This window comes from Streptomyces sp. NBC_00289, assembly GCF_041435115.1.
Lineage (GTDB): Bacteria > Actinomycetota > Actinomycetes > Streptomycetales > Streptomycetaceae > Streptomyces.
In genome coordinates, this window is sequence record NZ_CP108046.1 from 4090726 (window position 1) to 4116065 (window position 25340).

The window sequence follows — 25340 nt, forward strand, 5'->3', positions numbered from 1 at the left end:
TACGAGGAGCACCTGTGACCCAGACCAGCGAGAACGTCACCTGGCTGACCCAGGAGGCGTACAACAAGCTCAAGGACGAGCTTGAGTACCTTACTGGTCCTGCGCGCACGGAGATCGCCGCCAAGATCGCGGCCGCGCGCGAGGAGGGCGATCTGCGTGAGAACGGCGGGTACCACGCGGCCAAGGAGGAGCAGGGCAAGCAGGAGCTCCGTGTGCGCCAGCTGACCCAGCTTCTGGAGAACGCCCAGGTCGGTGAGGCACCGAGCTCGACGGACGGCACGGTCGCGCCCGGCATGGTCGTGACGATCGCCTTCGACGGCGACGAGGACGACACCCTGTCGTTCCTGCTCGCCTCCCGCGAGTACGCCAGCGCCGACATCGAGACCTACTCGCCGCAGTCCCCGCTGGGCACCGGCGTGATGGGCCACAAGGTCGGCGAGGACGCGGAGTACGAGTTGCCCAACGGCAAGCGCGCCTCCGTGAAGATCCTCAAGGCCAAGCCCTACAGCGCCTGATCCCGCCCCGCACGCCCTTGACAGGCCCCCGGCGTCCGCGTGACGCCGGGGGCTTCGTCATGCGGTCGCGGACCGGTACTTGCGGACCGACAGCGTTCTGAAGATGAGGATGATCAGGACGGAGTAGATCAGCGAGGCCCACACCGGATGCACCATGGGCCAGGCGTCCGACGTGGACTGGCCCGGGTTGGCGAAGAGCACCCGGCATGCCTGGACGGTGGCGCTGAAGGGGTTCCACTCGGCGACATGGCGCAGCCACGGGGTCATGTGACTGGTGTCCACGAACGCGTTGGAGATGAAGGTCACCGGGAAGAGCCAGATCAGTCCGCCGGAGGTGGCCGCCTCGGGTGTGCGGACGGACAGGCCGATCAGGGCGCCGATCCAGGTGAACGCGTATCCGAGCAGGAGCAGCAGGCCGAAGGCGCCGAGGACCCGGCCGGCGTTGGTGTTGCCGTCGGACCCGACGCGCCAGCCGACCAGGAGGGCGACCACCGCGAGCACGAGCAGGGTCAGCGCGGTCTGCACGAGGTCGGCGAGCGTGCGCCCGGTCAGCACCGCGCCGCGTGCCATGGGAAGTGAGCGGAAGCGGTCGATGAGGCCCTTGTGCATGTCGTCGGCGATGCCCGCGCCCGAACTCGCGGTGGCGAACGTGACGGTCTGCGCGAAGATGCCCGCCATCAGGAAGTTCTTGTAGGCGGTGGCGCTGCTGCTGCCGCCGATCTGCATGGATCCGCCGAAGACGTAGCTGAACAGCACCACGAACATGATCGGCTGGATCAGCCCGAAGATCACCATCTCCGGGATGCGGGACATCCGGATCAGGTTGCGCTGGGCGAGCACCAGCGAGTCACGCACGGACTGGCTCAGGGCGTTGGCGGGCGCCGCGACGCGCGCGGCCTCGGTACTGGCGCTCACTGGGTGGCCTCCTTCTTCTGCTGGGGGGCCTTGGCGTCCGCCGGCCCGCCGTTCGCCTCGTCCGCCGTCTCGGCCAGGTGACCGGTGAGGGAGAGGAAGACGTCGTCCAGGGTGGGGCGGCGCAGGCCGATGTCGTCGATCTCGATACCGCGGGCGTCGAGTTCCCGGATGACCTCGGCGAGGAGCTTGGCGCCGCCGGTGACGGGGACGGTGAGCTTGCGGGTGTGGTCCTCGATGGAGGTCTCCCCCTTGCCGAAGCCGGCCAGCACCTCGGCGGCGGTCGCGATGTGGTCGCGCTCGTGGACGACGACCTCGACGCGCTCGCCGCCGGTGCGGGCCTTGAGCTGGTCGGAGGTGCCGCGGGCGATGACCTTGCCCTGGTCGACCACCGCGATGTCGTGGGCGAGGTGGTCGGCCTCCTCCAGGTACTGCGTGGTCAGCAGGAGGGTCGTGCCGCCGGAGACGAGTTGCTTGATGACCTCCCACAGCTGCTGGCGGTTGCGGGGGTCCAGGCCGGTCGTCGGTTCGTCCATGAACATCACGGGCGGGGAGACGACCAGGGCCGCGGCCAGGTCGAGCCGGCGGCGCATGCCTCCGGAGTAGGTCTTCGCGGGGCGGTCGGCGGCGTCGGTGAGGTGGAACTGCTCGAGCAGCTCCTCGGCCCGGGCCTTCGCGGCCTTGGCCTTCATCTGGTAGAGCCGGCCGACCATCTGGATGTTCTCGCGGCCGGTCAGGTACTCGTCGACGGCGGCGAACTGGCCGGACAGGCCGATGGACCGCCGTACCTCGTTGGGCTGCTTGAGCACGTCGAGGCCGGCCACGACCGCCCTGCCGCTGTCGGGGCGCAGGAGCGTGGTCAGACAGCGGACCGTCGTCGTCTTGCCCGCGCCGTTCGGCCCGAGCAGGCCCAGCACGGTGCCCTCGGGGACGTCGAGGTCGACGCCGTCCAGAGCCTTTACGTCGCCGAAGGTCTTGACCAGGCCTTCGGCATAGATGGCGCCTGGCATGTGGTACTCCACGTCGTTGGGGATTCTGTCGTCACGGTTTTCCGGAAAACGGTTGGCGCCAGGGACACGACTGACGCTAAGAACACGGGGGCGCCAGGTACACGGTTGACGCCGGGAAATGGGTTGGGTCGGCGCTGGGAACACGGGCTGGTGCGGGCCGCCGGGCGGGACGGTGGACTCCACGAGACACACCATAACGCGATGTATCGCGTCTCTCAATGGAGTTTTCCGAACGAGTGACAACCGGGTCCCCGACCTCAGCCGATGACCGTGTAGCCCGCCTCGCGCAGAGCCCGGCCGACCTCGACGCAGTGCGCCGGCCCCTTCGTCTCCAGGTGCAGCTCCACCTCCGCCTCCGTGAGCCCGAGCCGCGGATCGGTGCGTACGTGGCTCACGTCCAGGACGTTAGCGTCCACCACTGACAACACCCCCAGAAGTGTCGCGAGCGCACCCGGCCGGTCCGTCACCCGCAGTCGTACGGCCAGGTAGCGGCCCTGCGCGGCCATGCCGTGGGTCAGGATGCGCTGGAGCAGCAGCGGATCGACGTTGCCGCCGGACAGGACCGCCACCACCGGCCCCTCGAACGAACGCGGGTCGCTCAGCAGCGCGGCGACCGGGCTCGCCCCGGCCGGCTCGACGACCTGCTTGGCCCGCTCCAGGCACAGCAGCAAGGCGGCGGACAGCTCGTCCTCGGTGACCGTGCGGACCTCGTCCACCAGTTCGCCGATGATCCCGAACGGCACGTCACCCGGCCGCCCGACCTTGATGCCGTCGGCCATCGTCGCCGGGTTCTCGATCGACACCGGGCGCCCGGCCGCCAGCGAGGGCGGGTAGGCGGCCGCGCCCGCCGCCTGCACGCCCACGATCCGCACGTCCGGCCGCAGCGACTTCACCGCGACCGCGAGACCCGCCGCGAGCCCGCCCCCGCCGATGCCCACGACGACCGTGCGCACCTCCGGGCACTGCTCCAGGATCTCCAGACCGACCGTGCCCTGACCCGCGATGATGTCGGCGTGGTCGAAGGGGTGGATGAACACCGCGCCCGTCTCGGCCGCGTACTCCTGCGCCGCGGCCAGGGTCTCGTCCACCACCTGGCCGTGCAGGCGCACCTCGGCGCCGTACTCCTGCGTGGCGCTGATCTTCGGCAGCGGGGCGCCCCGGGGCATGAACACCGTGGACCGCACGCCGAGCAGCGCGGACGCCAGCGCCACACCCTGCGCGTGGTTGCCCGCGCTCGCCGCGACGACACCGGCGGCCCGCTCCTCGGGCAGCAGCCCGGCGATCCGGACGTACGCGCCGCGCAGCTTGAACGATCCCGTCCGCTGGAGGTTCTCGCACTTGAGGTGCACCGGCCCGCCCACCAGCTGGGACAGGTGCCGGCTGCCCTCCATCGCGGTCGTCCGCGCCACGCCCGCCAGCATCTTCTGGGCGCCGCGTACGTCATCGAGTGTGACCGGCGGCAAGGGGTCGGCCGTACGGTGGTTCATGACTCGAGTCTCGCAGTTCACAGGCGGGAACCGCTGCTGTGACCAACCCCCGAGACTGGTTTCCCCAGCGTCGGTACGGCCCGCCTCCCGGCCGCGTACCCTGTCCCCCAACCCAGCACCCCTTTCATGAAGTGAGCCTCCGGCCATGCCCACAACACCTGAAATGTCGATGGACATGACGACCGTCGGTGACCCCGGTCTCCTCGACACGCTGCAGCACGAGGTGGCGGTGTTCGCCCGCCGTGCCGAACAGACCCGGCTCGGCGGCGTCGGGCAGGTGCGCAACTCCATGGACCGCGCCGCATACCTGCTGCTCAACCGCCTCGACAAGGAAGGCCCGATGGGCGTCAAGGCGCTCGCAGCGAGCATGGGCATCGACTCGTCGACGGTCACCCGCCAGGTGGCGCCGCTGGTCGACACCGGCCTCGTCAAGCGCACCTCGCACCCGGAGGACGGGCGGGCCGTGGTACTCCAGCTGTCCCCGCGCGGGCAGTCGCGCCTGGAGGAAGTGCGCTCGTCACGGCGTCAGTTGATGGCCGAACTGACGCACGACTGGGAGCCGGGGGAGCGCGAGGCGTTCTGCACGCTCCTCACCCGCTTCAACACCGCCCTGTCCACTCGGATGGCGGCCTCGGGACTCTCGGGGTCGGAGGGGCCGACGGCGTCCTGAGCACTGTCCCGCGCGTGCGCGTGCGGGCCCGGTTTCGGGCGGGTCGGCTGTCGGCGGGCCCGCGCGCGTGCGGCTTGTCCGCGGACGGCGTCGTCGTGAGCACCGGTCGTGCTCACGCGGCTCTTGACCGAAAGGCCACCCCTGGCCTCATATGAGACCGGGGCCCCGGTCTCGCGTGGATCCGAGGCCGTACGCGGATCAGCGCTTCGTCACGCCGGCCGGGCCCCGTTTCGTCAGGTCGCCCTCAGGGGGAGGCGCCGTGCGACAACAACATGCGTCCGAAAGTGCCCGCCGGGCCCGGGAGTGCGAGGCGTTCGTCGCGGGCGCGGCCGGGCGGCTCCTGCATACCGCCACCCTGCTCACGGCGGAGGCACCGGGCGACAACCCGCGTGCCCGGCGCCTGCTGACGCTGTCCCTCGCCCACACGTACGCCTGCTGGGACCGGCTGCGCGGCGAGGACCCGTACGACCGTGCCCGCCAGTACCTGGCCACCCGCTTCGCGCGCGGGGCGTGGCACCAGTACGGCGGCCTCGGCCGGGGCCGCCCCCACCCGGGCAGCCCGCTGGCCGTGCTCACGCCCCAGGAACGCCTGATCGTGGTTCTCAGGCTCTACGAGGGCGTCGCCGAGGAACAGGCCGCGGCCCTGCTCGGAATGCCCTCGGAACGCGTCCACGCGATCTGCGACCGGGCGACGGCCACCCTGCTGCATCCGCCGCCCAGGCCCGCGCCCTCGGTGGTCGGGGCGAAGGTGGCGGCCTCGTGAACCGGACCCAGCGGGAGGCCGCCGTACGGGGCATCATGGACGGCGCACAGCCCCAGGTGCCGCCCGACCTCTACACCGACGTCGTACGCCGGGGCGGCCGCATGGTGCGCCGCAGGACGGTCGCACGCCGGCTGATGTGGCTGGTGCTGTTCGCCGCGAGCGTGGCCTTCGTCGTCTGGGCGCTGACGGCCCGGCCGTGGGTGGAGCCGCCGTCGGAGACGACTCCACCGCTCACGGGCTGGTGATCCCGGTTCACGTGCGGACCGGTGATCCCGCGCGCGGGCCGGTGATCCGGCCCGCCGCCGTTGTGGCCGCCGCAGTGGCCGGCCGCTATCGGCCGAGCGCCTGCTGAAGGTCCTGCAGGAGGTCGTCGATGTTCTCGATGCCCACGGAGAGCCGTACGAGATCGGCGGGCACCTCGAGGGCCGAGCCGGCCGCCGACGCGTGCGTCATGCGCCCGGGGTGCTCGATCAGGGACTCGACGCCGCCCAGGGACTCCCCGAGCGTGAACACCTTGGCGCGGTTGCAGACCTCGACGGCCGCCTCCTCGCCGCCCTCGACCTGGAACGAGACCATGCCGCCGAAGGACCGCATCTGCTTGGCGGCGACCTCGTGACCGGGGTGCTCCGGCAGCCCCGGGTACAGGACGTTCGTCACGCGCGCGTGGCGGGTGAGCATGTCGGCGACCTTCGTGGCGTTCTCGCTGTGGCGGTCCATGCGCACCGAGAGGGTCTTGGTGCCGCGCAGCACCAGCCAGGAGTCGAAGGGCCCGGCGACCGCGCCCATCGCGTTCTGGTGGTACGCCAGCTCCTCCCCCAGCTGCGGGTCGCTGACGACCAGGGCGCCGCCGACGACGTCCGAGTGGCCGCCCATGTACTTGGTCAGGGAGTGCACCACGACGTCCGCGCCGAGCGACAGCGGCTGCTGAAGGTACGGCGTGGCGAAGGTGTTGTCGACGACCAGCCGGGCGCCCGCGTCCCGGGAGACCTGGGCAAGGGCCGCGATGTCGGTGATGCCGAGCAGCGGGTTGGAGGGGGTCTCCACCCACACGGCCTTGGTCTTCGGGGTGACGGCGGCCCGTACGGCGGCGGGGTCGCTGGTGTCGGCGACCGACCACTCCACGCCCCAACGGGAGACGACCTTCGCGAACAACCGGAACGTGCCGCCGTACGCGTCGTTGGGGATGACCACGTGGTCGCCGGGGCTGAGCAGCGTACGCAGCAGGCAGTCCTCGGCCGCCAGTCCGGACGCGAACGCGAGACCGCGGCGACCGCCCTCCAGGGCGGCGAGGTTCTCCTCGAGTGCGGTCCTGGTCGGGTTGGCGCTGCGGCTGTACTCGTAGCCGCCGCGCAGGCCGCCGACGCCGTCCTGCTTGTAGGTCGACACCTGGTAGATCGGCGGGACGACCGCGCCGGTCAGGGGATCGGCGGTGTTGCCCGCGTGGATCGCGAGGGTCTCGAAGTGCTGACTGATGTGCCTGTCGCTCATGAGCACCGAGGGTAGTGCGCTCGCGGGACCGGTGTCGGACGGCGGGGCGCGGCAGGCCGGACGGCCGAGCTCGCCCCGCCCGCGCCGGCGGCCCGTGACGCGGGTTTTCCACAGGTCGCGGGGCCAGGTTGGCCAATTGTCGGCGCCGTCTGGTTCGCTTGTGGCATGGAGATTCTGTGGGTCCTGATGGCGCTGGTCATGCTCGGCTTCGTGCTGCTTCCGTTCCTGAGGCGCAGGCGCGGCATGATCGAGCAGGTGTCGCCGGGCCACCCGGACGCCGCGGACCCGGCGGACTACGGCTTCGCCCGGCAGGAGGAGCTGGACATCCGCATGCCCGGCCCCGACCAGGATCTGCTGGACGTCCTGGACGTGGTGCAGCACACCCAGGACTACCGCGCGGCCGCGCAACTCCTCGCGGGCACGGGGAGCCAGGGTGAGCTGCTCTGGCAGCGCGTGCAGGCCTTCGCGGGCGCAGCGTCCCTGGAGCTGCAGCAGCGGCCCGGCGGGGTCGGCGAGACTCCGGGCGGTCAGTGGCTGAGGGTGTGGCGGGCCGAGGCGCCCAAGGACGCGGGTGGTGCGGCCGTGCACGCGGAGTTCCTGGTGCAGCAGGCGTGGCGTACCTCGACGCCCGGCACGGACGAGTTCCGGATCATCATGGAGGAGGCGAGGTCGGCGTGCGGCGACGCGGCGCTACTGGCCCCCGGTGACCCGATCCCGTACATCGTCGAACTGTCGGTGGCCCGCGGACTCGCCTACTCCCAGGCGGAGTTCGAGCAGCTCTGGCTGAAGATCCTGGACCGTGCACCGGCCCATATGGGAGCCCATCTGGCCGCCCTGCACTACTGGTGCGAGAAGTGGCACGGCTCGCGCGAGCTGGCGACCTCGTTCGCGGAGGCCGCCGCGGCCCGCGCGCCCCAGGGCTCCCTGCTCGCCGCGATGCCGCTGTTCTCGGTCTTCGAGCACCTGCCCGAGGTGAACCTGGTCAGCACCTTCTACCAGAGCGAGGTCGTGACCAAGGCGATCCACAGCGCCCTGCACGCCGTCCACTCGGCGCGCTCCGACGATCCCATGCTCGCCCACGTCCGCCACCTCCTGATCTTCTTCCTGGTCCGCTCCGAGCGCTGGGCCGAGGCCATGAACCAGCTGATACACGTCGACGGCCACGTCGGCGCCCTCCCGTGGACCCTGACCGCCGACCCGGCGGCGGAGTTCGCGGTCTACCGGGCGCTCGCGGTGGCGGGCTACGAGGCGAACGGGGGCAGCCCGGCCACGCTGCCGCACTGACGCGCCGGAATGGACGCTGTGGTCCGACGCGCCGTGGAGCCACCGCCCGTGACCCGGCTGTCCGACGCGCGAGGCCACCATGACTCGACGGGCTGACGCGCCGAGGTCGTCGTGACTCCACGGGCTGACGCGCCGAGGCCATGGCCGGTGGCGGGCTGACGCGCCGAGGCCGTCGCCGGTCGCGGGCTGACGCGCCATGGCCATGGTGAGCGGCGGGCTGGCGCGCCGGAACCTGACGGTCCGCCCTCGGCCCCGGCCGCCGGTGCGCGTCTTGCTCCGCGACGGATCGGTCGGTCATACTCCGCCCTCACGCCTGTGTTGGTCATGAGCACGCACACCCCATGCCTCCCGTGACCACCCGGGCCGGACTCATGCTCTTGCGATCCTCGGATCCGTCCTGTGAGGGAATCTCTGCCCGATGCGCACGACTCTGCGCGCGCTTCGCGCTCTCCTGCTGCTCGCCAGCCTGTTCATGCTGCGCACTCCGCGCGGCGAGACCAGGGCGGGCCTGCCCGTCACGGAGACCGACGAGCCGGAACTGTGGCGCACCGTGCGGGAACTGGCCGACCGGGTCGGCACCCGTGCCCCCTCCCACATCCTCCTCACCGCCGACGTCGACGCCGCCGTGACCGAGGACGCCCGTCTGCTCGGGCTGCTGCCCGGACCGCGCAGGCTCCACCTCGGCGTACCCCTGGTGCAGGGTTTGTCGGAGGCGCAGCTGCGGGCCGTCCTCGCCCACGAACTGGGCCACCACGCCGAAGCCGACACCCGCCTCGCCACCCTCGCCGTGCGCGGCCGCGCCCAGGTCCTGCACACCGTCGCGCACTTCGAGCAGCGGGCCGCCAGGGCGAAGGCCCGCGAGCAGCTCCGACAGGAGAGGAGGAACAGCGGAGGCAAGGCCGGGGGAAGGAAGACCGCGGAGGCCGACACCGTCCACGCGGGCATCACCCACCGCACGACGGCCAGGATCCACACCGCCTACGCCAGGCTGTACCTCCGCTCCACGCTCGCCGTCGCCCGCCGTCAGGAGTACGCCGCCGACGACGCCGCCGTCCGGATCGCCGGCCGGGACGCCACCGCGTCGGCACTGAGTGAGATCCCCGTGCTGGAGGCCGCGTTCGGGTTCTACATGGACAACTACGCCACGCTGGGCTCGGGCTCCGGGCTGCTGCCGCCGCGCGGCGAGGTGTACGGCGGCTTCGGCCGGATGCTCACCGCCCGCCAACTCGAGGTGGCCGGGCTGCGCGCGGAACTCCCCGTCGAGCCCTCGTCGCCGTACGACTCCCATCCGCCGGCGGCCGACCGCGTCCGCCGGATCGAGGAACTGCCCGCGGACGGGCGCACGAACGAGGCCCGGGGCGCGGCCCTCAGCCTCCTGTCCGACCCGGAGCGGATCATGCCCGCCCTGGAGGACACCTGCCTGGCCGACGACATACGACGCTTCGAACGCACCCGGGACTGGCAGGAACTGCTCGACCGCTCGATGACCGCCTCGCTCGCCTCCCGCAGCACACCCCTGCAGCAGGCGCTCGCGCTGTACACAGAGGACCGGCCGACGGTACCCGCGCTGCTCCGGGTGATCGAGGACGGCCGGCTGTGGCAGTTGGCGAAGCGGCTGCCACTGTCCGACCACGCGGGGGCCGTGCACGGACACGCCTTCCGCGAGTTCGTCCGCCCCACCCTGCACAAGTCGCTGAGCAGGATGGCCCTGGCCGAACTCAGCGCACGTTCGCTGCTGCGCTGGGAGTTCTCCTGGGAACGGGCGGCCGTCCCGCACCTGCGCCCCACCGCCGTCGGCACCGGGACCGACCTCGACGCGGCGGTCGTGTCGGCCGTCGCCGACGCCCCCGACACGGCCCCGCTGCGGGCGCTGCTGGCCGGCGGCGCCTGAAACCCGCCGCACGACCGGCGGACCGGCGCCACCCGGAACGAGTTGAGCGCCGCCGCCGGCCGGCGCGAGCACGGTGGCGAGACCGGCCGCCGCCCGCCGGAAACCGGAATGCCGAGCCGGTGGGCAGCGAGCGATGCCGGTGTGACGCAGGTACCCATAGGGTGCTTGCGTGACTGCCACCTTGAGTTCCACGAAAGCACGCGCCGCGCTCCGCACGTCGGCGCGTGCCTCCGCGGAGTTGCTGCTCATATTCCTGATGCTCGCGGTGACCTTGTGGGTCCTGGGCCGGATGTGGTCGGTCGTCTGGCCGCTCGTGGTCGGTCTGCTTCTGACCACACTGACCTGGCCACCGACCCGTTTCCTGCGCCGTCGCGGCTGGAAACCCGCCCTCGCCGCTTCGGCCGTGACCGTGCTGTTCCTCCTGGTCGTCCTGGGCGTCGTGGCACTGATCGCGGTGCCCGTGGCCTCCCAGTCCGGCGAGCTGACCGACGGCGTCAGCGACGGCATCCAGAAGTTGCGCGAGTGGGCCGCCGGGCCGCCGTTGAACATCGGTGACGCCCAGATCAACAAGGCCTTCGACACCGCGGTCTCCCGCGCCCAGGACGGCCTCGGCAGCATGGTCGGCACTGTCGTCACGGGAGTGAGCACCGTGGTGAACGGCTTGGTCACCGCCGTCCTGGCCCTCTTCCTGATGTTCTTCTTCCTCAAGGACGGCCCGCGGTTCCTGCCCTGGCTTGCCCGTCAGCTGCCCGGTCGGCTCGCCACCGACGTCCCGACCGTGGCCGCGCGCAGCTGGGACACCCTGGGAGCGTTCGTGCGCTCCCAGGCGGCCGTCGGCCTGCTCGACGCCGTCCTGATCGGCCTGGGCCTCTGGATTGTGGGGGTACCGCTGGTGCTCCCACTGGCGGTGCTGACCTTCGTCTCCGCGTTCGTGCCGATCATTGGCGCCCTGTTCGCCGGTTTCGTCGCGGTTCTCATCGCGCTGGTGTCCAACGGCCTCACGGACGCGTTGATCGTGCTGGCCATCATCGTCGGGGTGCAGCAGCTCGAGGGCAACGTCTTCCAGCCCATGATCCAAAGCCGTGGGCTCGGCCTCCACGCGGCAGTGATCCTGCTGGCGGTGACGTTGGGCGGCAGTCTGGCCGGCGTCGTGGGCAGTCTGCTCGCCGTACCGATCGCCGCGCTGATCGCGGTGGTCTGGGCCTACGTGCGAGAGCAGCTCCGAGAACCGCCGTCACACCCGGGGCCCGACGACTCGACCGCGGGCGCCGCCGCCCCGTCCTAGGTCTACGCATGCGCGCCTTCGTCACCGTTTCCGTTGGCGTGCGGAGCACCGACAACCGGCACGGTGCTGCGCCGGACGCTGTTCTGCGCCGCGGCGACCGCCCACCGAAATTCAGTGGCCGCCCGACCGAGCCGAACCCACGCCGTACGCCATGGAAGAACCCCAACGCGGGATCCGTGCGGCCCACACGGGGGCCACTGTCATCGTCTACCAGGCCTACCCGCCGGAGATCGACCTGCCGACCGCCCGCGAGGGCCGTTTCCCGGGCGGGTGGAAGCGGGACAGGATGACGTGGGTCATCAAGCCGCGCTCACAACCCTCGTCCAGCACAGAAGCTCTGTAACCCAGATGGGCTCTACTCCACTTCGATGCCGAAATCCCGAACAAGTGCCTCCAGGCCACCCGTGTAGCCCCTGCCGCCCAGGACGAAGTCCCAGTCTCCGTTCGACCTTCGACGGAAGGAGCCGAGTACCAGGGCGGTTTCGCGCGGCTGGCCGTCGGAGACGTCAAGTTGCCCCAGCTCAGCGAGCCCTGGGTCGCGTAGGCGGATGCATGCGTCCGTGAAGCCGGAGAGGTCGGCGTCCGGGTTGACCTCTGGGTCGATGGCGGCCACGAGTACGAACCGGTCAGCCTCGTCGGGCAACCCGTCGAACGAGACACAGATCGCGGCCTTGTCAGGTGCAGTGGCGGGAAGGGCGCGCACTGAGCCGTCCGGCGTCCGCGAGTTGTTGAAGAAGACGAAGTGGTCGTCGCTGAGGACCCGGTTGCCACGGCAGACGAGAGCACACACGTCCAAGGCGACACTTCCGGTCCACGACATACCCAAGACGTTGTAATCATCGGGCAGCCGAGTGTTCGGCCCCGAGGGCGTCGCCTGTGCTGAGACCTGCTGACCACGCTCCCCCAGTCGCCCACGCAGCCCATGGCGATGCAACAGATCGACGAGTTCAGAACCTGCAATGAGTTCCAGTGGCTTGCCGTTGGCGAAGGTGTGTGAGCCGGGCCCGAATCCCGACGTCGTCACGAGGACACCCTTGTTGGCGCCGGCGTCCTGAACGGTTCCGTACAAGTCCCGCACAGCGGTGGGCGGCACCGTGCTGCGGTATCGCTTCACCTGCACCACAATCTTGCCGCCTCGGATCGGCGTCGGATCCAGCGCATCGACGTCCACACCGCCGTCGTTGGACCGCTGGGTGGTCACCGCCTGCATCCCCATGGCACGGAAAAGATCGGCAACGAGATTCTCGAAGGCGATCGGGTCCATGGCAAACAGGTCTGGCTCCTCATCGCTGCCGTGGGAGACAACGCGGTTCCCGACCTCTTGTGGCCGCCTGCTCGGCCGCACGGGCGTGAGTTGGTCCGGTCGCACCGAGATCTGCCCGCGCAGTGCGTCGGCCAGGCAACTACCTGCGTCGACCTGCGCCAGGTGCAAGTCACGGAACGACGAGCGCGCGGCCATGACGGTTGCGAGGAAGATATGCCCCGGTCGGCCCGTCGTAGGGTCATGCCCATCGACGAACCCGTTCAAGGCCACTGACTCAAGCGCACCCAGCTCATCTGCGCCGAACAGCTCGTGCAGTACGAGAAGCATGCACTGGGCCAACACCTCCCCGTACAGAGCCCGGCGCTGGCCCATCGGACGAGGAGTCTCCTTGTCCTGGTCGACCCCGGACATGTACCGAACGGCCTTGACCTCCGGCACGATGCTGTAAGCGGGCAACTCCCAATCCAGCACCAACTGCCGTGCTGCCGGGTCGTAGGCAGCTGCCACCTGCCGCGGGAATCCTTCCGGCCATGCCGTCGAGGCGTAGAGGGCGGCAGTGAAGTACTCGATCACGGAATCGGGATCCTGGCGCCTCACGCCTTCGGTTATCGCACCGATGCCGGCGTTGTGCAGCCGTACATCTGCCAGCTGGGCATCGACCCACTGCTGGTACTCCCGCTGGTACGACGCCAGTTGTTGCTGCCGCTGAGCCTCCGCCGCCTGGGCAGCCTGCCAGTCACGCTCGAAGCGTGCTCGTGCTTCGGCCTGCGCCTGGGCCCTGCGACTCGCCGTCCAGCCGCTCTGTGTTTGGTAGTGACTGAAATCCGGCATGGGCACCGGCTGCGCCAATGGCCCTGGAGCGAAGGGTTGGACGTCCTCAGGTCGCATGAGAGAGACAGCCCTGAAAGCTGGAGCCCGGCAACCCGAGGCAAGTAGACCTTGCAACGACGCGACCTGAGCGTCCAACTCCTCCGTGCGCCGTAGAGCCTCTGCCTGTCGGTACTCACGATGGCTCTGTGCAGCTCGCCGTTGGTAGGCCCGCGCTTGCTGCTCGTGCTGTCTCCGCCGTCTGGCTTCGGCTTCCAACTGGCGCTGCTGCTGCCGTTGCATCTCAGCCCAGACGCCGACAGAACCACTAGAGCGACGACTCATGTCCTGCAGGCCCTCCCCAAAACGGGGGCAGCCGAACGGCACTTTGGTTGTCCCCGCAACCAGCTGTAACGAGACGACTCTATCCAGCAATCGCCATCTCGCATATCCACTCGTCAAAGGTAGCCCGCTCCCGCCATCCCCGCAGGTCAACGTGACTGGAGGGTAACTAGCATCCGCGCAAGGGCGCAGTACCCAAGCTGACTCTTTTCCCAGCGCTTGTCCCGGTGTGCGCACCCGCGACAGAAAGGTCTGTGAACGCGGCTTGACCTGGGTCATGAAGCCGCGTTCACAGCCTCCAGGGACCTGTACCTGACCGGTGGCCTGTATCAACCCCCTTGGGCGTGCCCGCCGAGGGATGGATCATGGCCGCGTGATGAAGTGGCCGAAGAAGGAAGCTCTGGTCGAGCAGCCGGATTGTGAGCCGGAACTCTCCGCGTACCAACAATCGATGCGAAAGAGGCTCCTCGCGGCCCCCGTAGTGCCAGCGCCCGAGCCCTGGCAGCGCATCGCCTACGTCCCTGTCGGCGGACTACTCGGGATCGGTTTCGCGTCGCATCCGGACACCCGAGACGACTTGGTGATGGTCGTCTCGCACGATGGTCACGGCCTCTTCGACGCCGTCACGGGGGAGAAGATCGCCCGGAACCGCGACCCCGACCCCGAGGACAGCACCCCTGACGCAGACGCCGATCTGTCGTGTCCTGGCTTGGGACCGGTTGCCGGAGGCAGAGTGCGCATCGCCGGGCTCTTCGGGGGAGGACTGCACACGACTACCGCGGGCGGCTGGGCTCTGGAGGTCGTCGCCCCGGCCTGGCCCAACGAGCGTGTTCTGCTCTCCCGTGGCAGCGGACTGCCCCACTCCGGTCCATACGGTGAGCGATGGTGGCACATCTTCCACTCCAACTACTCCGAGCTCCGAGCTGTCGGTTTCTCGCCCTCCGGGCAGACCCTTGCCGTAGCGACGAGCAGCGATCTGTCGCTGTGGACTCGCCGGACCGGCCACAGCCGCAGTAGTGGTGCTGAAGCCTGACTGAACGGGGCTCGACTCACCGCGAGCGCCGCCTTCCCAGAGCCCTTCATGTCACGGCCTCAATGGCGGGGGAAGGTGCCGACCCAGGCTGCACTGCTCCACGTCGAGGGTGTCTCGTGGCGCACCTGCGCAGGGCCTTGGCCCTTGCCGGCGGCCGCCGTTCGGATCACCCAAGGCGGCCCTTCAGGTGATTGGCGGACACCCCATGAGCCAGACAGCCGTCGCAGGGGTACGACCTCTCAGCAGAGGACCGAACCCAGATGCCGTGAGGAGCTTGGGGATGTACGCAGCAGTCCGGCGGTACGAAGGGGTAACAGATTCGGCCGAGGCGGCACGTCTCGTGAACGAGGGGTTCGTGCCGCTCATGCGCCAAGTCTCCGGCTTCGTGGCCTACTACTGGATCGATACCGGGGAAGGAGTGATGGTCTCCACCAGCATCTTCGAGGACCAGGCCGGTGCCGAAGAATCGATCTCGAGGGCTGCGAACTTCGTGCGGGACAACCTGGCGTCACTGCTTCCCAACCCTCCCGAGGTCATGGCCGGCAACGTGGTGGCTTCCGCATGACAGCGTTCGGACCAGCCACGTGAGGAGTTCCCATCGGCAGCAAAGAGGGCTGTGAACGCGGCTTGACCTGGATCAAGCCGCGCTCGGACTGCGAGGAGCCTGCTGCGCTCGGCACTCACCACCCCGCAGGAGATAATGAGGGTTCGCCGCGGTAGGTGAGGTGATGGCGGTGCCCCTCTGGCATCTGCGCGACTACCACGATGACGATCTTGACCAGGCCATCGAGATCTGGGACCAGAGCCGTCAGGCCGACGAGGACCGGGTGTTTCCAGTCTCCGAGGTGATGGCCGCGGCCAAGGCCGGTCAGACGGCGGTGGTCGCGGTGGTCGGCGACGAACTGGTGGGCATGGCCGTGGCACAGGCCTATGGCAGGCGAGGGTGGATTCTCCTGGTGGCACTCGCCTCCCGCTGGCGCGAGCTCGGGATCGGCAGTGCTCTCCTCGCCGAGCTCGAACGGCGCCTGCGGTCCCTGGGCGTGCGCCACATCAGCGCGCTGCTGCCCGCCAACGTCGCCGGCACGAAGGCTCTGGAGAACTCCGGCTACCAGTCCCGCGACGGCCTGACCTACTACGAGAAGCTCGAACCGCCCGGAGCCCCCAACGCCGAAGTCCTCGCGTCTCTGGGCGGCCGGATGCTGCTCGGGGGGCTGTGGGACGCCATGGCCGGCATGGAGCGGGAGAAACAGGTCATCGAGCGCCGGGTCGTGCTTCCGCTGACGGAGCCCGCGCTGGCCGACCGTTACGGGGTCGTCCCTCCGAAGGCCATCATCCTGTTCGGTCCTCCCGGCACCGGGAAGACCAGCTTCGCCAAGGCGGTCGCCTCCCGGCTCGGCTGGCCGTTCGTGGAGCTCTTCCCCTCCCGGCTCGCGGCCGACACGAGCGAGGGGCTGGCCACGGCGCTGCGGGAGGTCTTCGCGGACCTGGCGGAACTCGACTCGGTGCTGCTCTTCATCGACGAGGTCGAGGAGATCGCGGGGGTCCGGTCCGGGAAAGCAGTCGATCCGGGACATGGGGTGACCAACGAGTTGCTCAAACTGATCCCTGTCTTCCGCGAACACGACGCACGGCTGCTGGCCTGTGCCACCAACTCCGTGCGCTCTCTCGACCCGGCTTTCCTGAGGCCGGGCCGGTTCGACTACGTCATTCCCGTCGGCCCACCCGACCCGGCCGCCCGCGCGGCGATCTGGGCCCGCTATCTCAGGGCCGCCGGTGACTCGGTGGACCTCATGCAGCTGGTCGAGGCCAGCGAGTTGTTCACCCCGGCCGACATCGAATTCGCTGCCCGCAAGGGCGCGCAGGCGGCGTTCGAGCGCGAGGTCGCACAGCGTAAGGACCGACCGGCCACCACCGATGACTTCATGACCGCCATCGCCGACACCCGGCCGACGCTCACAGCACAGGCGATCAAGGAGTTCACCGAGGACATCGAGAAGTACAGTCGACTGTGAGACCGGTGCCGGCGTTCAGTCCAAGGAGACCGTCCTCGCTGTCGAGATCAGCCGTGACGGCTTCGAGTGGGCGCTGCGCCACGCGTGCCCGTCGAGCCACGTTCGCGGGGTGCACCCCGACCGAACCACCTGGCAGCGCCAGCTGAAGCCCGCGCCCGCTCGCGTGCAGTGGGATCCCGAGCGGGATCTGCACCTCCAGCACCTGCCGTACCGGTCCTTGCAGCTGGGGCTCTGCGGTGAGGCCGTACGACGTTACGCGGACGAGTGGACGGTCGCCCTCCGCGACGTGACCCCGCTCGCCCACGAGATCCACGCCCTCGTCAGCGGTGGCGACCTGGACTCCGCCACCCGGCTGCTGCCAAGCCGATCACCGCATGGCCGGATACCCGCTTCATCGAACGATGAGGGAGTAGGGCCCCTCCGGCACGCAGGAGGGGACGCAGGAGCAGCGCGGCCCGGCTGGGGAGCGGGTGCACCAGTCCGTCTCCGCCTTCCGCCGGGCCGCCTCGCGGTCAGCTTTCCGCGCGGGTCGGCAGCCGCCATCCCGGGCGCGGGAAGTGGCAGGTGTAGCCGTCCGGGTAACGCTGCAGGTAGTCCTGGTGCTCGGGTTCGGCCTCCCAGAAGGGGCCGACCGGCTCCACCTCGGTGACGACCTTGCCCGGCCACAGTCCGGAGGCGTCCACATCCGCGATCGTGTCCTCGGCGATCCGCTTCTGCTCGTCATCCACGTAGTAGATCGCCGAGCGGTAGCTGAGACCGATGTCGTTGCCCTGGCGGTTCTTGGTGCTCGGGTCGTGGATCTGGAAGAAGAACTCCAGGATCGCGCGGAAGTCGGTCTTCGCCGGGTCGAAGAGGATCTCGATGGCCTCCGCGTGCGTGCCGTGGTTACGGTACGTCGCGTTCGGCACATCACCGCCCGTGTATCCGACCCGGGTCGCCGTCACGCCCGGGAGTCGGCGGATCAGGTCCTCCATCCCCCAGAAGCATCCGCCCGCCAGCACGGCCCTCTGCGTCTGCGCAGTCATCGCAGCCCTCCATTTCTGTCAGCTCGGTCAGTCGGGCTACTCGGGTCGTACATCACCGGCATCCCCTGCCCACTCCCCTCAACGCGCGAGGGTTCCGAGCGATTCCGTGCCCGTCCGACCGGCCTTGCGATCACCGGTCACCGGCCACCGGTCACCGGCCACCGGCCACCGGCCACCGGCCACACGCTCCCCGACACCGACGACGAGCAGTCTCCGGGTCAGTGGTCCGGGTCGCCGCGCCGTCGACGGGAGACCTGTTTCCGTGCGGTGTGCCAACGGGATCGGGTCTGCTCGACCACGCTGTCCCACTGTTGCCGGACCTCGTTGTCGGAAGGGCGCCGGCCCTGGCGGATGCGGCTGAGCTCGTCGCCCACCTCTCGGCCCAGGGCCGCCGATGCGACGACGACGAGCATGGTCGCGAAGAGTGCCGAGAGCAGGGCGAAGACCGCACCGACGACGCCGTAGCGGGAGACGGAGGAGTTGAAGAGGCGTGGCAGATAGATGCTTGCGCCCACGGAACAGGCCGCCGTCAGAAGGGCCGTGATGACGCCGAAGGGGACCAGGTCAGACCAGGTGATCCGCTTCGCTGACAGGATCCAGCCGCTCCAGACGAGGAATGCGGCGGTCAACGGCACCTCGCACGCCACGGCGGCCAGAAGCAGCGCGCCTCCGCTGAAGACCGCGGAGAGCCAGCCGGTGAGCAGGGCGTAGCCGACGAGGGTGAGGATCCAGTACAGGCCGTTGCGCGTGTTGCGCACGCTGAGGGGCTTGAGTTCCCAGGTCTGTTCGAAGAGTCTCTGCGAGGCTCGTGCGAAGCTCAGGCCCGAGATCGTCAGGAACACGAACCCGAAGGCACCCACGCCGGCGCTCGCGTTCGCGGCCGGGGAGAAGAGCGAGTCGACCGCCTCGGCGCCTGCTCCGGTGAGGCCGTAACGCTTGATGATGCGTTCCGCGGCGTCGTAGTGGACGAGGTTGCTGAGAACGGCGCCGCTGAGGATCGCGAGCGGGACCAGTGCGGTAAGAGCGCTGGAGGCCAGGGCCATCGAGCGGTCGAAACCCACGATCTTCTGGAAACGGTTGATGACTCGCAGGGCAAAGGCGGGACGCAGCCAGAACGTCAGCGTTCTGACCAGCCGCTCGCGTGGGATCCCTGCCGTCCTGTCCTCCGTGCACATCGGAATCGGTGTGGCTCGGCGAGCCTAACGGACGGCATGGACGGACAGGAGCGACACGCATGTCGGCCGGCGGGGCGAGGGCGCCGTGGTGCGTGGCGTCGGCTCGGCGCTCGAACCGTCGTCACCTCCCCCGCGATCCGATCACACGGTCCGATCACGCGGTCCGATCACGCGGTCCGGTCACTTCGAAGCCGTCGGCCCGCCGAGCTTGTTCAGCTGCGTCTTGACGATCACTTCCGGTACGACAGCCGCGGCCTTGCCCCCTGACGCCCGAGGTGACTCGAACTCGGTGAACATGGCGACCGTCGCCCCTCGCCGGACGGCCATCACCGTGTAGGGAACCCGGACGGGCTCCTCGTTCTCGGTGTCCGCCGCGAGCTGTGTGAGCCGTAGGGACACGGATTCGTCGCCGTAGCCGGGGTCGGGCTGCAGTGCGGCCTCGTCGTAACGGAACTCCGCCCGGACGTCCTTGAAGGTCTCGCAGCGCTTGGCGGCCGTGCGGAACGCCTGGATCACCAGCGCGGCGTCCTGGGCCCGGTACGACGACAGGATCATGGATACTCCGTGGCCGTGCCGCTTGGGGGACACCAGGCGACCGGTGCGTGCGACGGCCGCGAAGCCGCTGCTTCCGCCGAGCGCCTGAGCGACCGGCGTGCAGTCGGCGGGTTCCGCCGTCCTGGTCGACGCAGGGGACGTGGCCAGTTGGCGCTCGACTTCGTAGTCGTCGAGATCCGTGCCCGTGATCGCCGCCTGCTCCAGGTCCGCCTTGCTCAACGGCTTGCCCTGGACGTGGGCCGCCTTGCCTTCGTCCGACGCCCCGCCGTCTTGGGAGCCCTGCCCCGATCCGCAGGCGACGAGCGACAAGAAGGTCATGAGCATGGCAACCGAAGCGCCGACCCGTGTTCCACGATCCACTGATTCCCCACCCGATTGATCGCTGAGCGGGCGCTGTCTCCCGCCGGCTCAAGGATTCTCCGCCTGAGCCCTCCGCCCGGCTCACAGCACTGACCGGCAGAGTAGACCGTCGGATCGGTGAGCCGGGACCGGTTTTCGGACCGGAGGCAGGGCCCTCTGGCGTTTCCGGCGACTCCAGAGGACTCTGCCCTTGCTCTCTGCCGGACTACTTGGCCGGCTTGTAGAAGGCGTAGGTGGCGGAGTAGGGGACGCTGACCTGGTCGGTGCCCGTGCACGCGGTGGTGGGGGCGACGCCGCCGTGGGTGTTCAGACGCTGGATGTAGGAGACGTCGGCGAAGATCCCGGTGCCGCGAGTGGCGGTGGCCTGCAGGAGGAGCTCGGGGATGGTGCCGGCCTTCGGGGAGTTGGCGACGGCGGTGGCGTTGACCGCGCTGCCGTCTCTCGTGGACACCCAGACGGGGCCGCGGGAGTGAAGGGCGACGGGGCGGTGGGAACGGTCCTTCTTGGCCCAGAGGGTGGCGGCGGGCTCCAGCAGCTTCCAGGCACCGTCGGTGCAGGTGTAGGTCTGGACGCCCGCGGCGGAGAAGACGCCGGTGAGCCGGTTGCCGTCGGGGACCTTCAGGGCGGCGGGAGCGTCGACGCCTGCGCCGGCCGGCTGCGAGGACGCGGCCAGGCCGACCGACGCGCTCGAGAGCGTGCCGGCTGCTACGGCGGCGAAGGCTGCCGTGGTGAGGATGAGACGCTTGGCGAGCTTCATCGGGTGTGTCTCCAGAACGTTTCCGAATCAGGTCGCGGAGGACGACGCGGACACCGTGGCTGTCCCGGTGCCGGGACAGCGGGGTCCGTCGTGCTTCCGGTCCTGGTGAGTGATCATGAGTACTCGGCCCGCGCCGTGGCGTGAGGGTGCACGGCTGCGTACCGTTCCCCGGTCGTGATGGACCGGGTGACAGTCGCGGCGTCCTTGTGGGATCACCTGGGGCACTCCCGCCGTGGCGGAGTCGTCGACGCGATGGCAGTCCGGCCGCCGGGGCGAGCGCACACCGCGATGCCGCCCGGGCCCCGGTTCGGCCCGGATTTCCCGGTGGGGATCACCGCGCCTCATGAGCAGGGAGTATCGCCGGACGGTTTCGGCTTGGCGAGGGCCTACGGGGCAAGCGAACGGGCACACCGGGGCGCACGTGAGGCGTTCGACGGACCGTCGGGACGCGCCGCGCCAGGCGCCGGGGTGGCGCGTTCGACGGACCGTCGGGACGCGCCGCGCCAGGCGCCGGGGTGGCCCGAGGGCGCTTCCTCGGTCGCGTTCAGGAGCGGCTCGGCGGCGAGGGCGCTCGGGGGCCGGGGCCCTCGGCATCCTGGACGTCCCAGTAGCGGGATCACCCATTCGGTGCATTCATGGATGAATGTGCTTCTTCCGGTGGGCGGTGCGGCCGTCGACCGGAAGCGGCGAAGTCGTGGGGCGCAAGCGAACGAGAGGCGAGGTGGACCATGGCCATGGTGAACGTGGGCCAGGAGAACGGCACACCGATCGACATCTACTACGAGGACCACGGCAGTGGGCAGCCCGTCGTGCTGATCCACGGATACCCGCTGAACGGTCACTCCTGGGAGAAGCAGGAGCGTGACCTGCTGAACGCCGGTTTCCGGGTCATCACCTACGACCGCCGGGGCTTCGGCAACTCGAGCCAGCCGACGGTCGGTTACGACTACGACACGTTCGCCGCCGACCTCAACGCGCTCCTCGACCGGCTCGCCGTGCCCGACGTGATCCTGTGCGGGTTCTCCATGGGCACCGGCGAGGTGACCCGGTACCTGGGCACCTACGGATCGGGGCGGGTCAGCAAGGCGGTCCTCATGGGGGCGATCCCGCCGTTCCTGCTCAAGACCGACGACAACCCGGAGGGCGTCGACCGGTCCGTCTTCGACGGCATCAAGGAAGCCGTGGTCAAGGACCGGCCGGCGTACTTCAAGGACTTCCTCGACAACTTCTACAACGTCGACACCTACCGCGGCACCCGCATCAGCGACCAGGCGTGGAACAACAGCTTCAACACGGCCGTCGCGGCCTCGGCGCACGCCGCCTACGCGTGCGTGGACACCTGGCTGACCGACTTCCGCGAAGACCTCCCCAAGATCGACGTGCCGACACTCCTCATCCACGGGGACGCCGACCGCATCCTGCCCTACGAGAACACCGCCGCGCGGCTGCCCGAGCTGATCAAGGACCTCACCTTCGTCACCGTACGAGGAGGTCCGCACAACATCGCCTGGACGCATCCGGAGGTCGTCAATCCGGCCCTGCTGGACTTCGTCAGGGGATAGCCCCTGCGCAGTCGGCCGCTCCATGGCCGCTTTCCGCGCCGGGCCCGGAAATTCGGTTGCCCCCGGACGTCATGGCGGGCTGAATGCCACCCATGGCCGACATCCAGGGCTCATACGATGATCTGTTCTCCGCCGTGCCGCGTGCGCTGGCCGCGTTGCTGGACGAGGGAGACGTGGGCGGTTCCGTCGCGGTCCTCGTGGACGGCGAGCCGGTGGTGGACGTCTGGGGCGGGTTCGCCGACGCGGACCGCACGGTCGCGTGGCAGCGGGACACGATCGTCAACGTCTGGTCCGTCACGAAGACCATGACGGCGTTGTGCGCGCTCGTTCTGGCCGACCGCGGGGAGCTCGACCTCGCCGCACCGGTCGCCCGGTACTGGCCCGAGTTCGCCACGGCGGGCAAGGAAGGCGTGCTGGTACGCCATCTGCTCGCGCACACCTCGGGGCTGCCCGAGTTCGACGCGCCCACATCGGTCGAGGACCTCTGCGACTGGCCGTCCGTCACGGCACGGCTGGCCGCTCAGGTTCCGCGATGGGAGCCGGGCAGCGCGGCCGGGTACCACTCGCTCACCCAGGGGTTCCTGGTGGGCGAGGTCCTGCGCCGGATCACCGGCCGGAGCGTGGGGGAGTTCTTCGCCGACGAGGTGGCCGGCCCGCTGGGCGCCGACTTCCACATCGGGCTGGCCGCCGAGCACGACCCCCGGGTGGCACCCACGGTCCCGCCCCCGTCCCGGACCGAGGACTACAGCGCGAGCGCGCCCGGCACGCCAGGCAGCGGCGCACCGGCACCCACCGGCGCGGACCCAGGCACGAGCACGGGCACCCGCACCTCCACCCCCATCAGAGTCCGTGACGGAAACACCCCCGCCTGGCGTCGGGCCCAGATTCCCGCCGCGAGCGGATTCGGCAACGCGCGCTCGGTCGCCCTCGTGCAGTCGGTGATGGCCTGCGGCGGAGCGGCACGCGGGGTGAGGCTGCTGTCGCGAGCGGGCGTCGACCGGGCGTGGGAGGAGCAGTTCCGGGGCGAGGACCGCGAGCTGGGCATGTCTGTCCGGTGGGGCCTGGGCTACGGGCTGTTCGGCAGCACCTACGGCTGGGGCGGTTGGGGCGGCTCCCTGGTCATGGTCGAACCCGACAGCCGTATGGCGGTGGCGTACGTGACGAACCAGATGCGCGAACCCGCGGACGACACCAGGGGAATGGAACTCGTGATGGCCGCCTACGACGGACTCACGGGTCTGCGGGGCTGAGGGGCCGCGTGACCGCGAGCCTGGCCGGCCGCAAGCCTACGGCCGGCCATGCTCGCGCCGCCCGGCTTCACCGCACCCGCTCCGCCAGGAACTCCTCCCAGGTCCGCTTCGCCGTGTCCGCTCCCTCCAGCGTCAGGTTCGCGCCCGCCCGGTAGGCCTTGCCCGCCTTGCCGGGGATGCGGACCGGCAGGGCCGGGCGGCGGCGCCTGCCGTGGAGGTCGAGGTAGGGGCGGGCCAGCGCGGCGATGTCGTACAGCTTGGGGCCCGTCAGGTCGGGAACCAGGCCGGACGGTTCGCCGAGTGTCAACTCCACCAGTCGGTGCGCCACTTCGCGTGAGTCGACCGGCTGGAGGCGGAGGCCCCCGGGGACCGGGAGGAGCGGGAGCCGGGTCATCTTCTCGACCATGGTCAGCGTGAGGTCGTGGAACTGGGCCGCCCGCAGCGTGGTCCACCCGATGCCCGAGTCGGCGATAGCGCGTTCCGCCGCCAGCTTGGAGCGCAGCCAGGCCAGCGGTACGCGGTCCGCTCCGACGACCGAGATGTGCACGAGGTGACGGACTCCGGCCGCCCGGGCCGCCCGTACCAGTGTGCGGGCCGCCTCGTCGTCGCCCTTGGGGCCGCCCGCCAGGTGCAGGATCGTCTCCGCTCCGCGCACCGCGGCCTCGATGCCTTCGTCCTTCAGCAGGTCGCCGGTGACGTACTCGACGCCGTCCGCGGCGGGACGGGCCTGCCGGCTGAGAACGCGTACCTCGTGGCCCGCCGCGCGCAGCAGCGGCACCACGTGACCGCCGAGCGTGCCCGTGCCGCCGGTGACCAGGATCGGGGTGGGTGTCGGTGTCGTCATGGCTGGACTCCAAAACTCGTGGCGCCCGGGGGTGTGCCCTCCGTAGCGTCTGCCGTCGTGTGCCTTCGCCGGTATGACCCCGCGCGGCGCAGTGATGTGACAGACGGACACGAGTGAATCGGGGAATCGATGAGCAGCCGTACGTTTCTGATCGGCGGTGGGTGGGATCCCGCGGCCGCCGCGGCGGTCTACGGCCCCTTCCTGCGGGCCGCCGGGGACGCGCCCCGCATCGGCTGCGTTGTCGTCGACGAGGGCGACGGGGCCGAGCAGTTCGCCCGGTACGAGGCCGTGCTGCGGGTCGTCGACGCCGACTGCGCGGCCGTACCGCTGCTCGTGCCTCTCGGCAAGGAGCTCGGCGAGCAGGTCGACGTCGAGGCCGTGTCGTACGACGTCGAGGCCGTGTCGTACGACGTCGACGGCGTCCTGGTCTGCGGTGGGCTCACGCCCGCCTACCAGGAGGCGCTTCGCGGCGGGCTGCCGCGTCTGCTCGCCGCGCGGGGCATCCCGTACGCCGGTTTCTCGGCCGGAGCGGCCGTCGCCGCCGAACGGGCCCTGGTCGGGGGGTGGCTCTCCGACGGTGTCGCGGTGTGCCCGGAGGACGCCGCCGAGGATCTGGAGGAGGTCGAGGTACGGGCCGGTCTCGGACTCGTGCCCTTCGCCGTGGACGTGCACGCCGCGCAGTGGGGGACCCTGCCCCGGCTGATCACCGCGGTGGCCCGGGACGCCCTCCCCCACGGTGTCGCCATCGACGAGAACACCGTGCTGGACGTGGATGCCGACGGGGGGCTCGCCCGGGTGTTCGGGCACGGGCGCGCGCACTCCGTACGGCCCGCGCCCGGCGCGGACGGCGGGGTGCTCGTACGGTCCTTCCGGGCCGGCGAGTCCTTCACGGTTCGCTGACGGCCGCGACAAGCGACCCGAGGCCCGTGTACGGAACCCTCACCAGCGGCAACGGCAACGGGCCGGTGCACCTTTCGGCGTGGCCGGGCCGCCCCGCCGCTTCGCAGACCAGAGCCCCGGCAGCGGACACGCTGCCGGGGCCGGGCTTC

Annotated in this window: 24 protein-coding genes and 1 pseudogene; 15 read left to right on the plus strand and 10 right to left on the minus strand. The window is 70.2% G+C overall.

From position 1 onward, the window contains the following. The first annotated feature begins 14 nt into the window (after nt 1-14). Nucleotides 15-515: a transcription elongation factor GreA gene (greA, locus tag OG985_RS18510; protein ID WP_371669456.1), complete on the plus strand. Its 501-nt coding sequence runs from the start codon at nt 15-17 to the stop codon at nt 513-515. 57 nt (nt 516-572) lie between these two features. On the opposite strand, the gene OG985_RS18515 is transcribed toward greA, so the two are convergent. From OG985_RS18515 to ilvA, 3 genes are all read right to left on the minus strand, one after another. Then, nucleotides 573-1430 (minus strand): ABC transporter permease, encoded by an 858-nt coding sequence (locus tag OG985_RS18515; protein WP_371669457.1) that lies wholly within the window; start codon nt 1428-1430, stop codon nt 573-575. Further along, complete coding sequence (locus tag OG985_RS18520; RefSeq protein ID WP_371669458.1) at nt 1427-2437, minus strand: ATP-binding cassette domain-containing protein; 1011 nt, start codon at nt 2435-2437, stop codon at nt 1427-1429. Before OG985_RS18520 ends, OG985_RS18515 begins: the two co-directional genes overlap by 4 nt. Before the next feature lie 257 nt (nt 2438-2694). Then, nucleotides 2695-3924, minus strand: coding sequence for a threonine ammonia-lyase (gene ilvA / locus OG985_RS18525; protein ID WP_371669459.1), 1230 nt, complete (start codon nt 3922-3924; stop codon nt 2695-2697). Nucleotides 3925-4087: 163 nt separating this feature from the next. On the opposite strand from ilvA, the gene OG985_RS18530 reads away from it, so the two are divergent. The 3 genes from OG985_RS18530 to OG985_RS18540 all read left to right on the plus strand — a co-directional run bounded on the left by OG985_RS18530 (nt 4088) and on the right by OG985_RS18540 (nt 5602). Beyond that, a complete protein-coding gene (locus OG985_RS18530; RefSeq protein WP_371674420.1) occupies nt 4088-4594 on the plus strand; it encodes a MarR family winged helix-turn-helix transcriptional regulator in 507 nt (168 codons plus the stop codon). A gap of 259 nt (nt 4595-4853) precedes the next feature. Beyond that, complete coding sequence (locus OG985_RS18535; RefSeq protein WP_371669460.1) at nt 4854-5357, plus strand: sigma factor-like helix-turn-helix DNA-binding protein; 504 nt, start codon at nt 4854-4856, stop codon at nt 5355-5357. Further along, on the plus strand, nt 5354-5602 hold the full coding sequence (locus OG985_RS18540) for a hypothetical protein (protein WP_371669461.1): 249 nt from the start codon (nt 5354-5356) through the stop codon (nt 5600-5602). Before OG985_RS18535 ends, OG985_RS18540 begins: the two co-directional genes overlap by 4 nt. Before the next feature lie 85 nt (nt 5603-5687). Here OG985_RS18540 and OG985_RS18545 read toward each other — a convergent pair whose 3' ends face one another. Next, complete coding sequence (locus OG985_RS18545) at nt 5688-6845, minus strand: cystathionine gamma-synthase (RefSeq protein ID WP_371669462.1); 1158 nt, start codon at nt 6843-6845, stop codon at nt 5688-5690. Nucleotides 6846-7010: 165 nt separating this feature from the next. On the opposite strand from OG985_RS18545, the gene OG985_RS18550 reads away from it, so the two are divergent. The 4 genes from OG985_RS18550 to OG985_RS18565 all read left to right on the plus strand — a co-directional run bounded on the left by OG985_RS18550 (nt 7011) and on the right by OG985_RS18565 (nt 11648). Further along, a complete protein-coding gene (locus OG985_RS18550) occupies nt 7011-8129 on the plus strand; it encodes a hypothetical protein (RefSeq protein ID WP_371669463.1) in 1119 nt (372 codons plus the stop codon). A 418-nt stretch (nt 8130-8547) separates the two neighbouring features. Then, nucleotides 8548-10020 (plus strand): M48 family metalloprotease, encoded by a 1473-nt coding sequence (locus tag OG985_RS18555; protein ID WP_371669464.1) that lies wholly within the window; start codon nt 8548-8550, stop codon nt 10018-10020. A 181-nt stretch (nt 10021-10201) separates the two neighbouring features. Next, nucleotides 10202-11305 (plus strand): AI-2E family transporter, encoded by a 1104-nt coding sequence (locus tag OG985_RS18560; RefSeq protein WP_371674421.1) that lies wholly within the window; start codon nt 10202-10204, stop codon nt 11303-11305. Between the two features lie 151 nt (nt 11306-11456). Continuing rightward, a complete protein-coding gene (locus tag OG985_RS18565) occupies nt 11457-11648 on the plus strand; it encodes a DUF4291 family protein (RefSeq protein WP_371669465.1) in 192 nt (63 codons plus the stop codon). Between the two features lie 12 nt (nt 11649-11660). Here the strand turns inward: OG985_RS18565 and OG985_RS18570 are convergent, their stop codons facing one another. Next, nucleotides 11661-13721, minus strand: coding sequence for a restriction endonuclease (locus OG985_RS18570; RefSeq protein WP_371669466.1), 2061 nt, complete (start codon nt 13719-13721; stop codon nt 11661-11663). A gap of 373 nt (nt 13722-14094) precedes the next feature. On the opposite strand from OG985_RS18570, the gene OG985_RS18575 reads away from it, so the two are divergent. From OG985_RS18575 to OG985_RS18590, 4 genes and pseudogenes are all read left to right on the plus strand, one after another. Continuing rightward, entirely contained in the window at nt 14095-14751 is a 657-nt protein-coding gene (locus OG985_RS18575) for a hypothetical protein (protein ID WP_371674422.1), read from the plus strand. Nucleotides 14752-15031: 280 nt separating this feature from the next. Then, nucleotides 15032-15316 carry a hypothetical protein gene (locus OG985_RS18580; protein ID WP_371669467.1) on the plus strand — a complete coding sequence of 95 codons (285 nt, stop codon included), beginning with the start codon at nt 15032-15034 and terminating at the stop codon, nt 15314-15316. A gap of 163 nt (nt 15317-15479) precedes the next feature. Continuing rightward, complete coding sequence (locus OG985_RS18585; RefSeq protein ID WP_371669468.1) at nt 15480-16763, plus strand: ATP-binding protein; 1284 nt, start codon at nt 15480-15482, stop codon at nt 16761-16763. Nucleotides 16764-16785: 22 nt separating this feature from the next. Beyond that, nucleotides 16786-17139 (plus strand): annotated as a pseudogene (locus OG985_RS18590) (DUF4291 family protein); the annotation flags it as partial. 136 nt (nt 17140-17275) lie between these two features. Here the strand turns inward: OG985_RS18590 and msrA are convergent. From msrA to OG985_RS18610, 4 genes are all read right to left on the minus strand, one after another. Further along, nucleotides 17276-17788 (minus strand): peptide-methionine (S)-S-oxide reductase MsrA, encoded by a 513-nt coding sequence (gene msrA / locus OG985_RS18595; RefSeq protein ID WP_371669469.1) that lies wholly within the window; start codon nt 17786-17788, stop codon nt 17276-17278. Between the two features lie 218 nt (nt 17789-18006). Beyond that, entirely contained in the window at nt 18007-18963 is a 957-nt protein-coding gene (locus OG985_RS18600) for a YihY/virulence factor BrkB family protein (protein WP_371669470.1), read from the minus strand. A gap of 180 nt (nt 18964-19143) precedes the next feature. Further along, the gene (locus OG985_RS18605) at nt 19144-19836 is read right to left on the minus strand and encodes a hypothetical protein (protein ID WP_371669471.1); all 693 of its coding nucleotides are present in this window, start codon (nt 19834-19836) and stop codon (nt 19144-19146) included. A gap of 247 nt (nt 19837-20083) precedes the next feature. Next, nucleotides 20084-20635, minus strand: a complete 552-nt coding sequence (locus OG985_RS18610; RefSeq protein WP_371669472.1) for a DUF3455 domain-containing protein — start codon at nt 20633-20635, stop codon at nt 20084-20086. Nucleotides 20636-21363: 728 nt separating this feature from the next. Between OG985_RS18610 and OG985_RS18615 the strand changes: the two genes are divergently transcribed. Then, entirely contained in the window at nt 21364-22197 is an 834-nt protein-coding gene (locus tag OG985_RS18615) for an alpha/beta fold hydrolase (RefSeq protein ID WP_371669473.1), read from the plus strand. 92 nt (nt 22198-22289) lie between these two features. After that, nucleotides 22290-23447 carry a serine hydrolase domain-containing protein gene (locus OG985_RS18620; protein WP_371669474.1) on the plus strand — a complete coding sequence of 386 codons (1158 nt, stop codon included), beginning with the start codon at nt 22290-22292 and terminating at the stop codon, nt 23445-23447. Nucleotides 23448-23514: 67 nt separating this feature from the next. On the opposite strand, the gene OG985_RS18625 is transcribed toward OG985_RS18620, so the two are convergent. Continuing rightward, nucleotides 23515-24291, minus strand: coding sequence for an SDR family oxidoreductase (locus tag OG985_RS18625; protein ID WP_371669475.1), 777 nt, complete (start codon nt 24289-24291; stop codon nt 23515-23517). Between the two features lie 129 nt (nt 24292-24420). Between OG985_RS18625 and OG985_RS18630 the strand changes: the two genes are divergently transcribed. Then, on the plus strand, nt 24421-25191 hold the full coding sequence (locus OG985_RS18630) for a Type 1 glutamine amidotransferase-like domain-containing protein (RefSeq protein WP_371669476.1): 771 nt from the start codon (nt 24421-24423) through the stop codon (nt 25189-25191). The last annotated feature ends 149 nt before the right edge of the window (nt 25192-25340 follow it).

What these genes read in the sequence shown, in the direction of transcription:
- OG985_RS18555 (WP_371669464.1), top strand. Translation starts at nt 8,548, where the DNA reads ATGCGCACGACTCTGCGCGCGCTTCGCGCTCTCCTGCTGCTCGCCAGC.
- OG985_RS18550 (WP_371669463.1), top strand. Translation starts at nt 7,011, where the DNA reads ATGGAGATTCTGTGGGTCCTGATGGCGCTGGTCATGCTCGGCTTCGTG.
- OG985_RS18630 (WP_371669476.1), top strand. Translation starts at nt 24,421, where the DNA reads ATGAGCAGCCGTACGTTTCTGATCGGCGGTGGGTGGGATCCCGCGGCC.
- OG985_RS18580 (WP_371669467.1), top strand. Translation starts at nt 15,032, where the DNA reads ATGTACGCAGCAGTCCGGCGGTACGAAGGGGTAACAGATTCGGCCGAG.
- OG985_RS18565 (WP_371669465.1), top strand. Translation starts at nt 11,457, where the DNA reads ATGGAAGAACCCCAACGCGGGATCCGTGCGGCCCACACGGGGGCCACT.
- OG985_RS18530 (WP_371674420.1), top strand. Translation starts at nt 4,088, where the DNA reads ATGTCGATGGACATGACGACCGTCGGTGACCCCGGTCTCCTCGACACG.
- OG985_RS18605 (WP_371669471.1), bottom strand. Translation starts at nt 19,836, where the DNA reads ATGACCTTCTTGTCGCTCGTCGCCTGCGGATCGGGGCAGGGCTCCCAA.
- OG985_RS18585 (WP_371669468.1), top strand. Translation starts at nt 15,480, where the DNA reads ATGGCGGTGCCCCTCTGGCATCTGCGCGACTACCACGATGACGATCTT.
- OG985_RS18575 (WP_371674422.1), top strand. Translation starts at nt 14,095, where the DNA reads ATGAAGTGGCCGAAGAAGGAAGCTCTGGTCGAGCAGCCGGATTGTGAG.
- OG985_RS18520 (WP_371669458.1), bottom strand. Translation starts at nt 2,437, where the DNA reads ATGCCAGGCGCCATCTATGCCGAAGGCCTGGTCAAGACCTTCGGCGAC.
- ilvA (WP_371669459.1), bottom strand. Translation starts at nt 3,924, where the DNA reads ATGAACCACCGTACGGCCGACCCCTTGCCGCCGGTCACACTCGATGAC.
- OG985_RS18615 (WP_371669473.1), top strand. Translation starts at nt 21,364, where the DNA reads ATGGCCATGGTGAACGTGGGCCAGGAGAACGGCACACCGATCGACATC.
- OG985_RS18625 (WP_371669475.1), bottom strand. Translation starts at nt 24,291, where the DNA reads ATGACGACACCGACACCCACCCCGATCCTGGTCACCGGCGGCACGGGC.
- msrA (WP_371669469.1), bottom strand. Translation starts at nt 17,788, where the DNA reads ATGACTGCGCAGACGCAGAGGGCCGTGCTGGCGGGCGGATGCTTCTGG.
- OG985_RS18620 (WP_371669474.1), top strand. Translation starts at nt 22,290, where the DNA reads ATGGCCGACATCCAGGGCTCATACGATGATCTGTTCTCCGCCGTGCCG.
- OG985_RS18610 (WP_371669472.1), bottom strand. Translation starts at nt 20,635, where the DNA reads ATGAAGCTCGCCAAGCGTCTCATCCTCACCACGGCAGCCTTCGCCGCC.
- OG985_RS18600 (WP_371669470.1), bottom strand. Translation starts at nt 18,963, where the DNA reads ATGTGCACGGAGGACAGGACGGCAGGGATCCCACGCGAGCGGCTGGTC.
- OG985_RS18545 (WP_371669462.1), bottom strand. Translation starts at nt 6,845, where the DNA reads ATGAGCGACAGGCACATCAGTCAGCACTTCGAGACCCTCGCGATCCAC.
- OG985_RS18570 (WP_371669466.1), bottom strand. Translation starts at nt 13,721, where the DNA reads ATGAGTCGTCGCTCTAGTGGTTCTGTCGGCGTCTGGGCTGAGATGCAA.